This is a genomic window from Lysobacter sp. yr284, assembly GCF_900107375.1.
Lineage (GTDB): Bacteria > Pseudomonadota > Gammaproteobacteria > Xanthomonadales > Xanthomonadaceae > Lysobacter.
The window spans coordinates 163,574-178,402 of record NZ_FNPT01000004.1; the positions used below are offsets into that span (position 1 = coordinate 163,574).

Genomic DNA, 14,829 nt, shown 5'->3' on the forward strand with positions numbered 1-14,829 from the left:
CGGGCGTGAGCGAAACGCGCAGCGTCGCCTGCGCCGCTGCGCACGCTCCCGGTTTGCGCCCGCGCTTCGCCCTCCTGCGCCCGCTGCTGGTTGCATGACCGCCGAATTCGACCTGATCGCCGCGATCCGCGCGCGCGCCGCCGCGCTGGCGGATGTGCGCGGCGATATCGCCCTGGGCATCGGCGACGATGCCGCGCTGTTGTCGCCGCCGGCGGGACGGCAGTTGGTCGTCGCCACCGATACGCTCAATCGCGGCGTGCATTTCGCCGAGGACGCGGCGGCCGCCGACATCGGCTGGAAGTCGCTGGCGGTCAATCTCTCCGACCTCGCCGCGATGGGTGCGGAACCGGCGTGGTGCACCTTGTCGCTGTCGCTGCCCGACGGCGATGCGCGCGCCCGCGCCGCCTTCGTCGAGGCCTTCGCCGACGGCTTTCTGGAACTGGCCGCGCGCCATCGCGTGGCCCTGGTCGGCGGCGACACCACGCGCGGGCCGCTGTCGGTGTGCGTGACCGCGATGGGGTTCGTCGAGCCGGGCTGGGCGCTGCGCCGCGATGCGGCCGGCGTCGGCGACGAGATCTGGGTCACCGGCACGCTCGGCGACGCCGGCGCCGCATTGGCGCTGGACGGGATCGAGGGCTATCGCGATTTTGCCGTGCGCCGCATCGGCGGCACCGATGCGATCACTGACACGGATAACGATGGCGACGCCACCAGCGCGTGGCTGTACCGACGCTTGCGCCGGCCGCAGCCGCGCGTCGCCGCCGGTCGCGCGCTGCGCGGCCTGGTGCGTGCGGGCATCGACGTGTCCGACGGCCTGCTCGCCGACCTGGGCCATGTCTGCGCCGCATCCGGCGTCGGCGCCAATCTCGATGCGGCGGCGTTGCCGGCGTCGCCGGCCTTGCTCGCCGCCTGCGCCGAGGACGCGCGCCGCGCGTTGCAACTCGGCGGTGGCGACGACTACGAACTGTGCTTCACCGCGCCGGCGCGCCAGCGCGACCCGATCGCGCGCGCGCTGGCCGCCGCGGGCACCCCGGCCACGGTGATCGGCCGGATCGAAGCCGAGCCCGGCGTGCGCGTGCGCCTGCCCGACGGCTCGGCATGGACGCCGCCGCGGCGCGGCTACCAGCACTTCGACTGAAGCGGCTGCCCGGTCGAGGCCCCGAGCCGGACTCTTGTGGGAGAGGGCTCTTGTGGGAGGGGCTTGAGCCCCGACGCTCTTGTTCCAGTTCGTGGCGACCTGAGCGGAAAGCCTCGGGACTGAAGTCCCTCCCACAAAACCCTCGGCAGGAAGTCCATCCTCGAATGTTGGAATCGCGGCCGCGGCCGCGGCGCACGCCTCCGCGCGCTGCCTTGCCTACTTTGCCGAAACCGATTTCCCGTCGCCGACCCTGCCATCAGTTGGGTCGGCGCGGCGAAAAAGTTCAGACCGTTTTCATCGCGCCGATGCAAGCCTGAACGCCTCTCTCCATGGATCGCCCGCATGCGCCGGATCGCGCCGACTTCTTCTCGTTCGCGTCGGCGCTCGATCGCGCGGGCCTGCATCTGCGCGGCGCTCGCGCTGGCCCTGGGCGGCTGCGGCGCGGTGCGCACCATCGCCGGCATCAACACCGTGCATCTGGAACAGGCGCGGGTCGATTCGATGCAGATCGACCTCGCCTCCGGCGCCGTCGCGATCTGCCCGCGCGAACGCGTGCAGATGCACGTCGTGGTCGGCGCGCAACTGCCGTCGCAGGCCGCGCCGCTGCTCTACGAGACCTGGCGCGGCAGCAACGGCACCCGCCGCAACGGCATGCTCGATTTCCGCAATTTCGCGTTCAACAGCGAGCAGGGCCGGTTCGACGAACTGGGCTGGTTCGCGCCCAATCCGGACGTGCTGGCGACCGTCGACAGCGGCTTCGCGATCGGCGCGAACCTGATCCACCCGAGCGCGCAGCTCGCCAGGACCGCGCACTATCCGCCCAGCTACGACTGCATCGTCGAGGTCGGCGCGCCCGGCGGCGGCGGCGCCTCGGGCCACGACGGCAGCTATGGCGAAGGCGGCGGCGACGGCCACGACGGCGGCCACGGCGGTCGCGGCGGCTATGGCCGCAACGGCGGCGACGGCGAGCCCGGCGGCGGCGGTTACGACGGCCCGCACCTGCGCGCTTACGCGACCTACGTCGCCACCGGCCGCTATCCGAAGCTGCTCGCGGTGCGGGTGGAGGGCGACCTGCAGGACCTGGTGCTGGCGCCGGCCGGGCGCGGGTTCACCGTGGTCGCGCGCGGCGGGCGCGGCGGCGACGGCGGCGATGGCGGCAGCGGCGGCAGCGGCGGCGACGGCGGTCGCGGCAGCGACGACAAGGACCGCCCGGGCTACGGCGGCGATGGCGGCGACGGCGGCAGCGGCGGTTACGGCGCGCCGGGCGGCCACGGCGGCGACGGCGGCGAGATCGAGCTGATCTACGACCGGCGTTTTCCGGAACTCGCCCAACTGCTGCGCTTCGATGTCGCCGGCGGGATCGGCGGCGATGGCGGCAGCGCCGGTTCCAGCGGCAGCGGCGGCGACGGCGGCCGCGGCGGCCTGGGCAAGGGCCGCGACGGCCGCTCGGGCGACTACGGCAGCAGCGGCCCGTCCGGCCCCGGCGGGCGTGCGGGCATCGCGCAGATGCGGGCGGGCGAGGTCTCGGCGCAGTTCCGCGGCCTGCCGGGAGTGAAGCCGCTGTAGCGCCATGGCGGCGCGCGTTGCCGGCGTGGACGCATCGTCTACGCAGGCTGCCGGCGCGGGTCGGGGCGGCGCGGCCGGTGCGTTCGTCGCGGACACGGCGGCGTTGCGCGCGCATGCGCCGCCGCTGCACGCACTCGACGCGACGCGCCGTGGTCGCGACATCGAGCGCGGGCTTAAGAGGGTTTTAACCGCGACAATGCGAATCTGCTCGGCGACTGTCGCTACCGCGCCCGCCGAGATGGACATCATGCGCAGTGCCGTTCGTTGCTGTTTCGCCGCGTGGTTCGCCGCACCGCGCGCAACCACGCTTTCGCTGGCGCTGGCCGCGACGCTCGCGCTGAGCGGTTGCGGTGCGGTGCGCACCATCGCCGGGGTCAACACATTGCGCCTGCACGATGCGCGGGTCGATGCGATGGAGGTGGAGATCGGCAGCGGCGCGCGAGTGATCTGCCCGCGCCAGCCGCTGCAGATGCATGTGGCGGTGTCGGCGCAATGGCCGGGCCAGGCGGCGCCGGCGACGTACGACACCTGGCGCGGCGCGCCGGGCATGCGCCGCAACGGCAAGCTGGATTTCGCCGATTTCGCGTTCGCCAGCGAGCAGGGGCGGTTCGACGAGTGGGGCTGGTTCGAGCCCAACCCCGACATCCTCGCCACGGTGGACAGCGGCTTCACCATCGCCACGCAGTTGCTGCATCCGGTCGCGCAGTTGAGCCAGCGCCAGCACTACGACGCGGACTACAGCTGCATCGTCAGCGTCGGTGCGCCGGGCGCGCCCGGCCGCGCCGGCAGCGACGGTTCCGACGGCGCGTCCGGCAGCAGCGGCGGCAGCGGCCAGCGCGGCAGCGAGGGCGGCTGGGGCGAGAGCGGCGGGCCGGGCGGCAACGGCTACGACGGGCCGCGCCTGCAGGTCTATGCGACCTATGTGCGCACCCAGCGCCATCCGAAGCTGCTCGCGGTGCGGGTGCGCGGCGACATGAACGATTTCGTGCTGGCACCGGCCGATCGCCCGCTGGCGCTGGTCGCGCGCGGCGGGCAGGGCGGCCGTGGCGGCGCGGGCGGGGCCGGCGGCGAAGGCGGCAGCGGCGGTAGCGGCGGCAGCGCCAGCGACGACCGCAACGGCGGCCAGGGCGGCAGCGGCGGCGACGGCGGCGACGGCGGCCAGGGCGGTTCCGGCGGCGACGGCGGCGTCGGCGGCAACGGCGGCGCGATCGAGTTGATCTACGACGCGCGCTATCCGGAGCTGGCCGCGCAGTTGTTGCTGGATGTCGACGGCGGCCTGCCGGGCGAGGGCGGCACGGCCGGCTCGTCGGGGCGCGGCGGCTTCGGCGGTTCCGGCAACGGCGGCTCGGGCGGCAGCGGAAACTCGGGCAATTCCGGCAACTACGGGCGCTACGGTTCGGCCGGGCAGGCCGGCCGCGCGGACGCCAGCGCCGGCGAGGTCGCGCGCTACTTCCGCTCCGTTCCCGGAATCGAACTGTTGCCCGGCCGGCAGCGCTGAGGCGCGCGTCGGCGGCGGCGCGCGGCTCAGGCGTCGGGCAGCAGCTTGCCCGGATTGAGGATCGCGTCGGGATCGAACACGGTCTTGAGCTGGCGCATCAACGCCAGCGTCTGCGCGCCCACCGCCTGCGGCATGAAATCGCGCTTGGCCAGGCCGATGCCGTGCTCGCCCGACAAGGTGCCGCCCAGCGCCAGCGCCAGTTCGAACACCCGGCCCATCGCGACGTGCGCGCGCGCGTTGCGCGCCGCGTCGGCGGGATCGTAGAGCAGGTTGACGTGCAGGTTGCCGTTGCCGGCGTGGCCGAAGCACACGATCGGCAGGTCGAACTCGCGCGCCAGCGCCTGCACGCCGTCGACGAGTTCGGGAATGCGCGAGACCGGCACCACCACGTCTTCGTTGATCTTGCCCGGCGCCAGCGTGCGCAGCGACGGCGACAGCGCCTTGCGCGCGGCCCACAGGGTCTCGCGCGCGGCTTCGTCGACGGCATCGTCGAGCGCCAGCAGGCCCTCGCCGGCGGCGGCGCGCTTGAGCGCGTCGATGGCGGGGGCCAGGGTGTGGGCGTCGCCGTCGGCTTCGATCATCAGCAGCGCGCCGGCGTCCAGCGGCAGGTCGGCGCCGCCGACGTCGCGGGCCAGGCGCACGCACTGGCCGTCCATGAATTCCAGCATCGACGGCGTCACCGGCTGCGCCATCAGCCGCGCCACCGCCTGCGCCGCCGAGGAGACGTCGCGGTACACCGCGCGCAGCGCCGCGCGCGCCGGCGCCGACGGGGTCAGGCGCAGGCTGGCTTCGACGATCAGCGCCAGCGTGCCTTCGCTGCCGACCAGCAAACGATGCAGGTCGTAGCCGGTCGAGCCCTTGGTGGTCGCGGTGCCGCAGACGATGAGCTCGCCCGCGCCGGTGACCGCGGTCAGCGCCAGCACGTTGTCGCGGCTGGCGCCGTACTTCACCGCGCGCGGGCCGCCGGCGTTGCAGGCGAGGTTGCCGCCGACGCTGCTGTAGGCGGCGCTGGTCGGATCGGGCGGCCAGAACAGGCCGTGCGGCTTGAGCGCGGCCTGCAGGTCGCCGTTGAGCACGCCCGGCTCGACCACCGCGCAGCGGTCGCCGGGGCGGATGTCGACGATCCGGTTCATGCGTTCGAACGAGACCACCACGCCGCCGGCCACCGGCACCGAGGCGCCGGTGGTGTTGGTGCCGCGGCCGCGCGCGACCAGCGGCACGCGCTCGCGCCGGCACGCGCGCACCAGCGCCTGCACCTGCTCGCGTGTGCGCGGCAGCGCGACCGCGTCGGGCAGGGCGAGCCGGCGCGAGTTGTCGTAGGCGTAGGCCAAACGTTCGCCCGGATCGGTCAGCCAGGCGTCGCCGAGCAGTTGCGACAGCTCTGCTTGCAGCGCGGGCGGCAGCGGCGCGCCGGCGTTCACGGCGCCGGTTCCCGCCGCGGCGCGGCCGCGGCCGGCGCGCGCAGCGACTTGCGCAGCAGCGCGCCGAGGCCGCCGAGCGCGAGCGCCGGCAACACCACCCAGCGCGCTTCCGACCACAGCACCTCCAGGCCGCGCGCGCTGAAGAAACGCGCGCCGATCGGCGAGACTTCGATCGGCCGCCACGGCGCGAAGATGCGCGCGTCCGACCACGGCCAGTACAGGGCCACGCCGAGGCCGCCGTCGGTGAGCGCGTCCAGCAACGGATGCGAGGCCGCGCACAGGAACAGCCACCACGCCGCGCGCCAGCGCGGCGCGCGCAGCCACGGTGCGGCCAGCGCGCCGAGCGCGGCCAGGGCCGCGGCGAAGGCGAAGGAATGGCTGGCGCCGCGATGGCCGAAATCGTCGGCGTAGGCGATGCCGAGCTTGAACGCGACCACGTCGGCGTCCGGCAGCATCGCCGCGAGCGCGCCGGCGGCGAGCAGGCGCGGGGAAATGCGCTGGCGCCCGAGCGCCAGCGCCAGGGCCAGCGGGACTACGGCGTGGGTCATCACGGTCGGCATGCGGGCGGGTCCGGGAGCGAGTGTGGGTGCGGCGGGAGAGCGGGGAATCGCAGGCGGAAGCGGAGCGCGGCGGCGAGCTCGGGCGTCGGCTTCGATCGATGGGCTTCAATCGTCGGCGCGGAACGCATCGCGCAGCCAATGCAGCCGCGGCTGCGCCGGGTCGCCGCCGGCTTCGACCACGTCGAAACGGCAGGCGCGGTCGGCATGGGCGCGATGCCGCTGCAAAAACGCCTGCGCCGCCAGCACCAGTTTGCGCCGCTTGCGCGCGTCCACCGAGACCGCGCCGCCGCCGTAGCGGTCGTCGCGGCGGTAGCGCACTTCGACGAAGACCAGGGTGTCGCCGTCGAGCATCACCAGGTCGAGTTCTCCGACGCGGAAGCCGGCGTTGCTGGCCAGCGCGCGCAGGCCGTGGCCGAGCAGGTGGTCGCGCGCCGCGGCTTCCACCGCGGCGCCGCGTTCGCGCGCACCGGGGTCAGCGGCGCGAGGCATCCGCCAGCGGCACCGCGACGCCGCTGCTGAAGGTCGACCACGCCGGGGTGCGCAGCACGTTGCCGAAACCGTCGATGCGCAGCACGCCGGTGGCGCCGGCGACGTAGGCGTCGGAGCGGCCGGCCAGGCGTTCCAGATACGCGCTGAGCTGCCAGGCGTCGTAGCCGAACGCGAACAGGCGCGCGGCCGGGCCGCGCGCGGTCGGCAGCTGCTGGGCGGTGCCCACCGCCGGCGGCAGGCCGCGGATGCCGCCGCTGATCCAGGATTCGGACGGGAAGGCGATGCCGTCGAGGACGCGGTCCTGCTCCGGCTTGCCGGTGCCCAGCAGCAGCTGCGAAGTCGCCGCGCGCGGCTTGTCGGCCAGCCCGGACAGGGCCAGCTTCGGCACCAGGGTGCGGCCGACGCTGCCCTTGACCGCCATGAACACGGCATCGACGCCGCCTTCCTTGGTCACGAACGGGGTGAGGTCGGCGGTGCCTTCGCCGATGGTGTCGGTGACCGCCGCGCCGCGGCCGGCCAGGCGTTCCTTGAACGCGGCCACCGCGCGGCGCTGGCTGTCGTCGTCGCCGGCGACGACCAGCACGCGCTTGGCCTTGCGCTCGACCAGATAGTCGGCGGCGGCGGTGCCCTCGTCTTCCGGGGTCAGCGAGAAGCTGACGTTGCCGCTGGGCGGCGGCGTGTTGCCGCGGTTGAGCGCCAGCACCGGCACCGGCAGCGCGTTCTTGCCGAACAGCGCGCTGACCTCGTCGCGGCCGAGCGGGCCGATCACGAAGTCGTTGCCCTCGGCGGCGGCCTTGTCGTAGGCCGACAGCGCACCGGCCGGGGTGCCGGCGGTGTCGTAGAACTGGATCTCCGGGCGGCGCCGGCTCTCGCCGTAGTAGGCGGCGAGCAGGCCGTCGCGCACCGCGGCGGCGGCGGCCGCGGCCGGGCCGGTGCTCGGCAGCAGCACCGCCAGCTTGAGCGGCGGGCGATAGCCGTCGGCTTCGGCCGGCGGGCGCTGGGCGGCGTGGAAGCTCCAGTCGGAGGTGCGGTCGAACGGGCGCGGCAGCGGCAGGCCGCGCTTCATCAGTGCGCGGCCGACGAAGTTGTACAGCGGGTCGCCCCCGATCAGCGCGTTGGCCTCGCGGCTGAGGGTGGCGTCGTCGAGCTGGCCGAGCAGGCGCTCGATCTGGCGCTCGTTCTCGGTGCGCTCGGCGCCGCTGAGCGATGCGTGGTTGCGCGCCAGGTGCTGGGCCTGGGCGACGATGGGATTGGAGGCTGCGACGGTCGCGACCGGGCGGGTCTCGACGCTGGCGCAGCCGCCGAGCACGGCGGTGGCGGCCAGGGCGCAGAACATCCATGTAAGAGCGGGCCGGTTCTTGCTTCGATTCATCGGCTTGCGTGCGCCGCGGGCGGCGTTCCTGTGGGACCGGGTAGGATTCTACCCGGCCCGGGCGACGCGGACGCGCGCCGGGGCCGCTGCGTTCAGTCAGATTCCCGCCCGTTTCCGAGTCGGTCCCGCCCTAAGATGCAAACTCCCGGCACCCTGCACATCGTCGCCACCCCGATCGGCAACCTCGGCGACCTCTCGCCGCGCGCGCTGGAGACCCTGCGCACGGTCGCGGCGATCTGCGCCGAGGACACCCGGCACACCCGCCAGCTGCTGTCCCACTTCGGCCTGGAACGGCCGCTGCTGGCGCTGCACCAGCACAACGAGGAGCAGCAGGCGGCGCAGCTGGTGGCGCGGCTACAGGCCGGCGATTCGCTGGCGCTGGTGTCGGATGCGGGCACGCCGCTGGTCAGCGACCCGGGCTACCGGCTGGTGCGCGCCGCGCGCGCGGCCGCGATCAAGGTCTCGCCGGTGCCCGGCGCCTGCGCCGCGATCGCCGCGCTGAGCGTGGCCGGCGTCGCCTCCGACCGCTTCGCCTTCGAAGGCTTCCTGCCGGCCAAGGCCAGCGCCCGCCGCGAGCGCCTGGCCCGGCTCGCGGCCGAGCCGCGCACCTTGCTGTTCTACGAATCGGCGCACCGGATCGAGGAGGCCCTCGACGACATGGCCGCCGCGTTCGGCGGCGCGCGCGGCGCGGTGCTGGCGCGCGAGCTGACCAAGCTGTTCGAGACCGTGCTCGACGGGCCGCTGGAAGCGCTGGCGGCGCAGGTCAAGGCCGATCCGAACCAGCGCAAGGGCGAGTTCGTGGTGATCGTCGAAGGCGCCGGCGACGATGCCGACGCCAAGGTGATCGAGGGCAAGCGCCTGTACGCCAAGCTCAGCGAGCACCTGCCGCCGTCGACCGCGGCCAAGCTCGCCGCCGAACTCAGCGGCGCGCCGCGCAAGGCTTTGTACGGCAGCGGCGGCGACTGAGCCGGCTCAGGGGCGGCGGTTTCGCAGCGCGCGCATCGCTTCGGCCAGCGGCCGCAGCAGCTCCGGCGGGGCCAGTACCTGGAAGTTCCAGATGTCGTCCGACAGCAGCAGCGGCAGGCCGTGCACGCGCAGCACGGTCTCGCCGCCGTCCAGGCCCAGGTTTTGTTCCAGGACAAACTCGCCGGAGCCGCCGATCGCGTCCAGGCCGGGCCAGAACCCCTCGCGCAGCTGCGTTTCGCTCCAGTCGGGCAGGTAGTCGGCGAGGTCGTGCGCCTCCAGCAGGCCGTGCCGGCGCAGCATGCCGCGCGGATACAGCGGGTACTGGTCTTCGGGATCGGCGGGTTCGTTCATCGCGGTTGCGCGGCCGGTGCGGGCGTGGCGTTCACTTTAGCGCTGCGGGGCCGCCGCGCTCGTGCGACAATGCGCGCCGCGGAGTCGGCCAGGCAGTCGCGTCATCGCCGCGCAAGCGGCGGTGCCGAGGAAAGTCCGGGCTCCACAGGGCACGGTGCCAGGTAACGCCTGGGCGGCGCAAGCCGACGGAAAGTGCAACAGAGAGCAGACCGCCGAACGGCTTCTTCGGAAGCGCGTGGTAAGGGTGAAACGGTGCGGTAAGAGCGCACCGCGAGTCCGGCAACGGACCGGCACGGCAAACCCCACCGGGAGCAAAACCAAATAGGGAGGTCATGACGCGGCCCGCGTCGCCTCCGGGTAGGTTGCTTGAGCGTAGCGGCGACGCTGCGCCTAGAGGAATGACTGTCCACGACAGAACCCGGCTTATCGGCCGGCTCCGCGCTTTTCTTGCTTCGCAAGAAAAACCCCAAAGTTTGCTTTGCAAACTTCGGGCCCCGGCTATGTGTTTCCAAATCCCCGCCCCTTCGGGGCACCCCCTTTACTAAAGGGGGCTCTCCTCCAGCAGGGGTGTGGGGCTAGGGATAGATGCAGGATCAAAATGGGTTCCCGCGAACGCCGGAATCCATTTTTGTTTTGGCTTCGCGCTGTGTAATCCGCTCGGCGAACCGATAAATCTGTCGGCGCGCCGCGCGCTCACTGCGCCGCGCCGATCTGCTGCAGGAAGGCCTGGTTGTCCCAGAACAGCCACTCCTCGACCATCACCCCGTTTTCCCAGCGGCCGAAGGTGGCCATGTCCAGCTTGAACGGCTTGTTGGTCGGCGCCAGGGTCTTGCCGTCGGCCAGCGTCATGGGGCGGGTGAAGGTGCCTTCCATCACCCCGGTCACCGCGGTCAGGTTGCCCTGGGCGACCTTGATCGGGTGGACCTTGATGCGGGTGTCGGGGGCGAATTCGAACTGCGGCTTGAGCGCGGCCAGGTGCGCGTCCAGGCCGGTGGTGGTGCGGCCGTCGGGGTAGTGGACGAGGATGTTCTGGGCGTGGCTGCGGTGGAAATGGTCCCACTGCTGGCCGCTGTAGTGGACGAAGTCGAGCTCGTCGAAGGTCTGCAGGTTGCGGTCTTGCTGGGCCTGCTCGGCCTGCAGGCGCTTGAGCACGGCGGCGTCGGCGCGGGCCGCGGTCAGCGGCGCCGGGGCCGGCGGCTGGCGCGCGCACCCCGCGGCGGCTGCCGCGAGCAGCAGGGCCAGGGGCAGGGCGGCGCCCCTCGGGACGGGTCGAACGGGGCCGATCGCGCGCATTGTGGATAACTCCGGGAAAAGTCGTCGCCACGCTAGAGCGGGGCACGTCAAGTGAATGTCGAGTCCTCCCTACGCCGGCGAATTGGACGCTGCGCGTCCAGCCCCATAGTCGCGGCCGATCATCCTTTGCATTCCGATGCTTAGCGCCGATTCGCGCAAATCACCGCAATTTCAGCGGGGTGAAGAAAATGTGACGGCGCTCGCGCCAGGGTCACTTTGTGACGCTATTAGTCTCAAAACCTGAGACGAAACAACGCTTAGTGGATAAGTCTTGAATAAGACTCTCAAGTTCTTCGCAAGCCATTGATGCGCCTAGCGAAATTCAGCCAGGAAAGTTGTTGACAACCCGTTGCGCCCTGCTAATGTGGGCATCCGAGGGAAAACCGGGGTTTTTGTGGTTTTCGGAGGCCAGTCGTCCCGGTCGGTAGGGGCGAATGAACGAGGCGACCCGTCCGGTAGAGACGGGAGCCCACAAGGTGCGCAATGTTCCAGGGCGAGACCGCCATCACGATCGACGACAAGGGCCGGCTGGCGGTGCCCACCGCCTACCGCGAGCTCGTCGCGCGCGAATGCGACAACCGCCTGGTCATCACCTACAACCCGTTCGAGTCCGGTTCTCTCTATCTCTATCCGCTGACGATCTGGGAGCGCGTGCGCGATCAGGTCAACAAGCTGCCCAAGGCCAAGGCGGTCAACCGCACGATGCAGCTCAAGCTGGTCGGCGCCGCCGCGTTCGTCGAACTCGACGGCAACGGCCGCATCACCGTACCCCCCAGTCACCGCGCCGCGGTCGGCATCGAGAAGAAGGCGGTGCTGCTGGGCATGGGCGACAAGTTCGAACTTTGGAGCGAGCAGGCGCATCACGCGCAGATCCGTCAGACCATCAGCGACGACGATCTGAGCGACGAGCTGCTCGACCTGCAGCTATGACGGGCGGTGGCATGGAACGCACTCACGCGCGATCCGGCCACCTTCCCGTGATGTATCGGCAGGTGCTGGAAGGCCTGCGGGTGCACGGGAACGGAGCCTATCTGGACGGCACGTTCGGACGCGGCGGGCATGCCCGCGGCGTGCTCTCCCAATTGCAGGCCGGAGGACGGTTGCTGGTGATGGACAAGGACCCCGAGGCGATCGCCGTGGCCGAACGCGAGTTCGGCGCCGATCCGCGCGTGTCCATCCATCGCGGCAGCTTCGCCGAACTGGCCGACTGGAGCGCCACCGCCGACGGTCTCGACGGCGTGCTGCTGGACCTGGGCGTGTCCTCGCCGCAGCTCGACGTGGCCGAACGCGGCTTCAGCTTCGGCAAGGACGGCCCGCTCGACATGCGCATGGACCCCGACAGCGGCCTCAGCGCGGCGCAGTGGCTCAACAGCGCCGCCGAGAAGGACATCGCCGACGTGCTGTGGACCTACGGCGAAGAGCGCCAGAGCCGCCGCATCGCCCGCGCCATCCTCGCCCGCCGCACCGCCCAGCCGCTGGCGCGCACCGCCGAGCTGGCCGAACTGATCGCCCAGGCGATGCCGCGCGGCGACCAGAAGATCCATCCGGCCACGCGCAGCTTCCAGGCGATCCGCATCTTCATCAACCGCGAGCTGGCCGACCTGGAAGCCGGGCTCGACGCCGCGCTGGCGCGGCTGAAGCCGGGCGGGCGGCTGGCGGTGATCAGCTTCCATTCGCTGGAAGACCGCATCGTCAAGCAGTTCATCGTCCGCCACTCCAAGGCCCCGCCGAGCAACCGCCGGATGCCGATCGAGATCGCGTTCACCCCGACCCTGCTGGCCCTGGGCGGCGCGCAGAAGGCCGACGACCAAGAGCTGGCCGGCAATCCGCGCGCGCGCAGCGCGGTGCTGCGCGTAGCCGAAAAGCTGGAGGCGGCGGCATGATGCGCCTGCTGCTGATCCTGCTGATCGTCGCCAACGTCGCCTCGGCGCTGCTGGTGGTGTTCGCGCGGCACGAGCACCGCCAGCTGTTCGTGCAGCTCAACAAGCTGCAGCGCGAGCGCGACGAGCTCAACATCGAATTCGGCCGGCTGCAGCTGGAACAGGCGACCTGGGCGGAGAGCAACCGCATCGACCAGGTCGCGCGCGAGCGCATCGGGATGAAGTTCCCCGAGGGCGCCGAAACCGTGGTGATCAGACCATGAGGGCCTGGCCATGAGCGGCGCGCGCAAGAATCGCGGCAACGGCCGCAGCGGCCCGCTCGACCGCGTGCTCGGCGAGCGCGCCGGCCGCGGCGGCCTCGACCGCCTGGTCGAGAACCTCGGCGACGGCTTCGCCCGCATGCGCGAAGAGCGCGGCCGCGGCAACAAGCCGCGCGGTCGCAACCTGCAGTTCAACCTGCGCAACCGGCTGATGCTGGTCGGCGGCGCGCTCGGCCTGTGCGCGGTGGCGCTGGTCGCCCGCGCGCTGGACCTGCAGGTCATCAGCAACGATTTCTATCGCCAGCAGGGCGATGCGCGCTCGCTGCGCGAGATCCCGATCCCGACCTCGCGCGGCATGATCACCGACCGCAACGGCGAGCCGCTGGCGGTGTCCACGCCGGTGGAATCGGTGTGGGCGAACCCGAAGGAGCTGGCCAAGAACACCGAGCGTCTGCCGGAACTGGCCAAGGCGCTGGACGTGGCCCCGGACGAGCTGGCGCGCAAGCTGGCGCAGCGTTCGGGCAAGGAGTTCATGTACCTCAAGCGCCGCATCAACCCCGACGAGGCGCGGCAGATCCTGGCGCTGAAGGTGCCGGGGGTGTTCTCGCAGCGCGAGTTCCGCCGCTTCTACCCGCAGGGCGAGGCGATGGCGCACGTGCTGGGCTACACCAACATCGACGACCGCGGCCAGGAAGGCCTGGAGCTGGCGTTCGACCACGAGCTGCGCGGCAAGCCCGGGACCAAGCGGGTGATCCGCGACGGCGCCGGCCGCATCGTCGAGAACGTCGACCTGGTGCGCAGCGCCGAGCCGGGCAAGGACCTGACCCTGACCCTGGACCGCCGCATCCAGTACCTGACCTACCGCGAGCTGCGCCGCGCGCTCAACGACACCGGCGCGTCCAGCGCCTCGGCGGTGGTGCTCGACATCGAGACCGGCGAAGTGCTGGCGATGGCCAACCTGCCGACCTACAACCCGAACATGCCCGGCGCGGGCAACCGCGACACCCACCGCAACCGCGCCGTCACCGACGTGGTCGAGCCGGGTTCGACGATGAAGCCGGTCACCGTCGCCGCCGCGCTGAGCAAGGGCTCGGTCACGCCGCAGACCCTGGTCAACACCACGCCGGGCTGGATGCCCAACGGCCGCTACCGCATCACCGACACCCACAACAACGGCGTGCTGACCGTCACCGGCGTCATCACCAAGAGCTCCAACGTCGGCGCGGCCAAGCTCGCGCTGCCGCTGCCGAACGACTACTACTACAACTTCATCCACAACTTCGGCTACGGCAGCAAGCCGGGCAGCGGCTTCCCGGGCGAGTCCTCGGGCCTGCTCGCGCCGCCGCAGCGCTGGAGCGGCACGACCAAGGCGACCATGTCCTACGGCTACGGCCTGTCGGCCACGCCGCTGCAGATCGCGATGGTGTACGCGGCGATGGCCAACGGCGGCAAGCTGATCGCGCCGACCTTCGTCAAGGGCCAGCGCAACGAGGGCAAGCAGGTGCTCGAGCCGGTCGTGGCCGGCGAGATCATGCGCATGATGCAGACCGTGACCGAGCCGGGCGGCACCGCCAAGCAGGCGGCGATCCTGGGCTATCACGTCGCCGGCAAGACCGGCACCACGCGCAAGTTCAGCGCCACCGGCGGTTACTCGAAGAAGTATGTGTCGCTGTTCGCCGGCGTGGTGCCGGTGGAGAAGCCGCGCTTCTCGATGGTGGTGGTGGTCAGCGAACCCGATCCGACCAAGAAGGGTTACTACGGCGGTTCGGTGTCCGGCCCGGTGTTCCGCAACGTCATGGACGGCGCGCTGCGCCTGATGGACGTGGCGCCGGACGACATCGAGACCTGGCTGGCGGTGCAGGCCGCGGCCGAAGCCAAGCGGCAGAAGCAAAACGGCGGCAAGCCGGCGGGGCCGGTGGTGCCGGCGTCCACGCGCTCGGCCGCCAAGCCGCCGCTCAAGCCCAACAACGCGCCCATCGCCGCGGGGCTGCCGGCGACGGTGGCCCAGGCCTCCACGCATGGAGGCGCGCAATGA

The 14,829-nt window shown here is 71.9% G+C and carries 14 protein-coding genes and 1 other RNA gene; 9 read left to right on the forward strand and 6 right to left on the reverse strand.

The window, feature by feature from the left end; genetic code table 11:
• Nucleotides 1–94: 94 nt before the first annotated feature.
• The 3 genes from thiL (at nt 95) to BLV01_RS27105 (ending at nt 4,202) form a co-directional block, all read left to right on the forward strand.
• Nucleotides 95–1,138, forward strand: a complete 1,044-nt coding sequence (thiL, locus tag BLV01_RS09150; protein ID WP_091797769.1) for a thiamine-phosphate kinase — start codon at nt 95–97, stop codon at nt 1,136–1,138.
• Between the two features lie 342 nt (nt 1,139–1,480).
• A complete protein-coding gene (locus BLV01_RS26220) occupies nt 1,481–2,704 on the forward strand; it encodes a hypothetical protein (RefSeq protein ID WP_091797772.1) in 1,224 nt (407 codons plus the stop codon).
• Between the two features lie 247 nt (nt 2,705–2,951).
• A complete protein-coding gene (locus BLV01_RS27105; RefSeq protein ID WP_139178574.1) occupies nt 2,952–4,202 on the forward strand; it encodes a hypothetical protein in 1,251 nt (416 codons plus the stop codon).
• 26 nt (nt 4,203–4,228) lie between these two features.
• Here BLV01_RS27105 and BLV01_RS09165 read toward each other — a convergent pair whose 3' ends face one another.
• The 4 genes from BLV01_RS09165 to BLV01_RS09180 form a co-directional block, all read right to left on the reverse strand.
• Nucleotides 4,229–5,623 (reverse strand): FAD-binding oxidoreductase, encoded by a 1,395-nt coding sequence (locus BLV01_RS09165; protein WP_254782566.1) that lies wholly within the window; start codon nt 5,621–5,623, stop codon nt 4,229–4,231.
• Entirely contained in the window at nt 5,620–6,183 is a 564-nt protein-coding gene (locus BLV01_RS09170; protein ID WP_091797779.1) for a metal-dependent hydrolase, read from the reverse strand. The genes BLV01_RS09165 and BLV01_RS09170 overlap by 4 nt, the downstream gene beginning before the upstream one ends.
• Nucleotides 6,184–6,288: 105 nt before the next feature.
• A complete protein-coding gene (locus BLV01_RS09175; protein ID WP_091797783.1) occupies nt 6,289–6,672 on the reverse strand; it encodes a YraN family protein in 384 nt (127 codons plus the stop codon).
• Nucleotides 6,656–8,044, reverse strand: a complete 1,389-nt coding sequence (locus BLV01_RS09180; protein ID WP_091797786.1) for a penicillin-binding protein activator — start codon at nt 8,042–8,044, stop codon at nt 6,656–6,658. The genes BLV01_RS09175 and BLV01_RS09180 overlap by 17 nt, the downstream gene beginning before the upstream one ends.
• Before the next feature lie 135 nt (nt 8,045–8,179).
• Here BLV01_RS09180 and rsmI point away from each other — a divergent pair, with 135 nt between their 5' ends.
• A complete protein-coding gene (gene rsmI, locus BLV01_RS09185; protein ID WP_091797789.1) occupies nt 8,180–9,010 on the forward strand; it encodes a 16S rRNA (cytidine(1402)-2'-O)-methyltransferase in 831 nt (276 codons plus the stop codon).
• Between the two features lie 6 nt (nt 9,011–9,016).
• Here rsmI and BLV01_RS09190 read toward each other — a convergent pair whose 3' ends face one another.
• On the reverse strand, nt 9,017–9,361 hold the full coding sequence (locus BLV01_RS09190) for a hypothetical protein (RefSeq protein WP_091797792.1): 345 nt from the start codon (nt 9,359–9,361) through the stop codon (nt 9,017–9,019).
• A gap of 80 nt (nt 9,362–9,441) precedes the next feature.
• Between BLV01_RS09190 and rnpB the strand changes: the two genes are divergently transcribed.
• Nucleotides 9,442–9,803: RNase P RNA component class A (rnpB, locus tag BLV01_RS09195), an RNA gene on the forward strand.
• A 251-nt stretch (nt 9,804–10,054) separates the two neighbouring features.
• Here rnpB and BLV01_RS09200 read toward each other — a convergent pair.
• Entirely contained in the window at nt 10,055–10,654 is a 600-nt protein-coding gene (locus tag BLV01_RS09200; RefSeq protein WP_091797795.1) for an ester cyclase, read from the reverse strand.
• A gap of 483 nt (nt 10,655–11,137) precedes the next feature.
• Here BLV01_RS09200 and mraZ point away from each other — a divergent pair, with 483 nt between their 5' ends.
• From mraZ to BLV01_RS09220, 4 genes are all read left to right on the forward strand, one after another.
• Nucleotides 11,138–11,584, forward strand: a complete 447-nt coding sequence (gene mraZ, locus BLV01_RS09205; protein ID WP_057948817.1) for a division/cell wall cluster transcriptional repressor MraZ — start codon at nt 11,138–11,140, stop codon at nt 11,582–11,584.
• An 11-nt stretch (nt 11,585–11,595) separates the two neighbouring features.
• Nucleotides 11,596–12,537 carry a 16S rRNA (cytosine(1402)-N(4))-methyltransferase RsmH gene (gene rsmH / locus BLV01_RS09210; RefSeq protein ID WP_254782567.1) on the forward strand — a complete coding sequence of 314 codons (942 nt, stop codon included), beginning with the start codon at nt 11,596–11,598 and terminating at the stop codon, nt 12,535–12,537.
• The gene (gene ftsL, locus BLV01_RS09215) at nt 12,534–12,797 is read left to right on the forward strand and encodes a cell division protein FtsL (protein ID WP_091797802.1); all 264 of its coding nucleotides are present in this window, start codon (nt 12,534–12,536) and stop codon (nt 12,795–12,797) included. The genes rsmH and ftsL overlap by 4 nt, the downstream gene beginning before the upstream one ends.
• Nucleotides 12,798–12,933: 136 nt before the next feature.
• Nucleotides 12,934–14,829 carry a peptidoglycan D,D-transpeptidase FtsI family protein gene (locus tag BLV01_RS09220; RefSeq protein ID WP_091798239.1) on the forward strand — a complete coding sequence of 632 codons (1,896 nt, stop codon included), beginning with the start codon at nt 12,934–12,936 and terminating at the stop codon, nt 14,827–14,829.

What these genes read in the sequence shown, in the direction of transcription:
- rsmH (WP_254782567.1), top strand. Translation starts at nt 11,596, where the DNA reads ATGGAACGCACTCACGCGCGATCCGGCCACCTTCCCGTGATGTATCGG.
- BLV01_RS09180 (WP_091797786.1), bottom strand. Translation starts at nt 8,044, where the DNA reads ATGAATCGAAGCAAGAACCGGCCCGCTCTTACATGGATGTTCTGCGCC.
- rsmI (WP_091797789.1), top strand. Translation starts at nt 8,180, where the DNA reads ATGCAAACTCCCGGCACCCTGCACATCGTCGCCACCCCGATCGGCAAC.
- BLV01_RS09175 (WP_091797783.1), bottom strand. Translation starts at nt 6,672, where the DNA reads ATGCCTCGCGCCGCTGACCCCGGTGCGCGCGAACGCGGCGCCGCGGTG.
- BLV01_RS09190 (WP_091797792.1), bottom strand. Translation starts at nt 9,361, where the DNA reads ATGAACGAACCCGCCGATCCCGAAGACCAGTACCCGCTGTATCCGCGC.
- BLV01_RS09200 (WP_091797795.1), bottom strand. Translation starts at nt 10,654, where the DNA reads ATGCGCGCGATCGGCCCCGTTCGACCCGTCCCGAGGGGCGCCGCCCTG.
- BLV01_RS09220 (WP_091798239.1), top strand. Translation starts at nt 12,934, where the DNA reads ATGCGCGAAGAGCGCGGCCGCGGCAACAAGCCGCGCGGTCGCAACCTG.
- BLV01_RS09170 (WP_091797779.1), bottom strand. Translation starts at nt 6,183, where the DNA reads ATGCCGACCGTGATGACCCACGCCGTAGTCCCGCTGGCCCTGGCGCTG.
- ftsL (WP_091797802.1), top strand. Translation starts at nt 12,534, where the DNA reads ATGATGCGCCTGCTGCTGATCCTGCTGATCGTCGCCAACGTCGCCTCG.
- BLV01_RS27105 (WP_139178574.1), top strand. Translation starts at nt 2,952, where the DNA reads ATGCGCAGTGCCGTTCGTTGCTGTTTCGCCGCGTGGTTCGCCGCACCG.
- mraZ (WP_057948817.1), top strand. Translation starts at nt 11,138, where the DNA reads ATGTTCCAGGGCGAGACCGCCATCACGATCGACGACAAGGGCCGGCTG.
- thiL (WP_091797769.1), top strand. Translation starts at nt 95, where the DNA reads ATGACCGCCGAATTCGACCTGATCGCCGCGATCCGCGCGCGCGCCGCC.
- BLV01_RS26220 (WP_091797772.1), top strand. Translation starts at nt 1,481, where the DNA reads ATGCGCCGGATCGCGCCGACTTCTTCTCGTTCGCGTCGGCGCTCGATC.